Below are 1,089 nucleotides of genomic sequence, written 5' to 3'. Positions count from 1 at the left end.
AGAGCGGGATGCGCGCGCCCGCCGCGCCCTCGCCGGTGACGGTGACGGCCTGCGAGATCGGCTTGGTGATGGTGACGAGCACCTGGGGCTGGATGGCCTTGCCGGCGAGCTCGTTCTCGATGAGCGCCTGGACGTCCTGGGGCCTGCGGCCGAGCACCTGGATGCGGCCCGCATAGGGGACCGAGATGGCGCCGTCGCGGGTGACGATCTGCTCGGGGATGAGGGCGGACTTGGATCCGGCGGAGAAGCGGTCGGCGACCAGCGGTCCGGAGAACAGGCCGCCCGATCCGGCCTCCCAGATCGAGACGGAGACGGAGTCGCCGACGCCGATGACGGGCTCGACGGAGAGGCGGTGGTCGCCGAAGGAGGCGAGCAGGCTGTCGAGGGGGCGGGTGCGCAGGGCCTCGATGACGGCGGGGGTGATGTCGATGATCTCGTAGCGGGCGAACAGACCGTCGGCGGTGGCCACCTCGGCGCCGGCCACCACCGCGCGCGAGGTCGGACCCGCCGCGGGCAGGATCGAGCAGCCCGACACCGCGAGCGCGGCGCACAGGGCAAGGGGAGTAGCGCGCATCCAGGATCGCCTGACGGTTTCGCCGATTCCGCTGCCTAGCTCAATCCGGTGTTCCCGTCCGTAGCGGGTCGGCCACACCGGTACGAAGACCCCGCGGGAGCGGCCTCCATCCCCGCTGCACACATCCGCGACCGCGCCGCAGCCCCCACGCCGACAGCGACCATCGCATCCGGCCGGCTTCCCTCCGTCCGCCGCCGACCTATTCATTCCCAGCGGGAGGACGATCCGTGACCCTGGCAGACCCTGAAGCCGCCTGCGTGCGTCCGTGCATCCTCGTGGTCATGGGCGTGTCGGGCTCGGGCAAGAGCACCGTCGCCGAGGCGGTCGCGCGGCGCCTCGGCTGGACGTTCGTGGACGGCGACGCCTTCCACACGCGCGAGCACATCGCCAAGATGCATGCCGGCCACCCGCTCACCGACGCCGACCGCGCACCCTGGCTCGCCCGCATCGCGGCCTGGATCGGCGAGCGGCTGGCGGCGGGGGAGCCGGGCGTCGTAGTCTGCTCGGCCCTGCGC

Annotated in this window: 2 protein-coding genes; one reads left to right on the top strand and one right to left on the bottom strand. The window is 72.6% G+C overall.

Annotated features, from left to right (window positions below; genetic code table 11):
- A partial coding sequence (locus AX737_RS21155) for a polysaccharide biosynthesis/export family protein (protein ID WP_197430666.1) occupies window positions 1–574 on the bottom strand: 574 nt, incomplete at its 3' end.
- A gap of 281 nt (window positions 575–855) precedes the next feature.
- On the opposite strand from AX737_RS21155, the gene AX737_RS21150 reads away from it, so the two are divergent.
- Window positions 856–1,089, top strand: a 234-nt coding sequence (locus AX737_RS21150; protein WP_156453866.1) for an AAA family ATPase, incomplete at its 3' end; no start/stop codon positions are given.

This window comes from Methylobacterium sp. CCH5-D2, assembly GCF_001556475.1.
GTDB lineage: Bacteria > Pseudomonadota > Alphaproteobacteria > Rhizobiales > Beijerinckiaceae > Methylobacterium > Methylobacterium hispanicum.
Note: the sequence above shows the minus strand (reverse complement) of the source record. Positions and strands in the feature narration are given on the sequence as shown.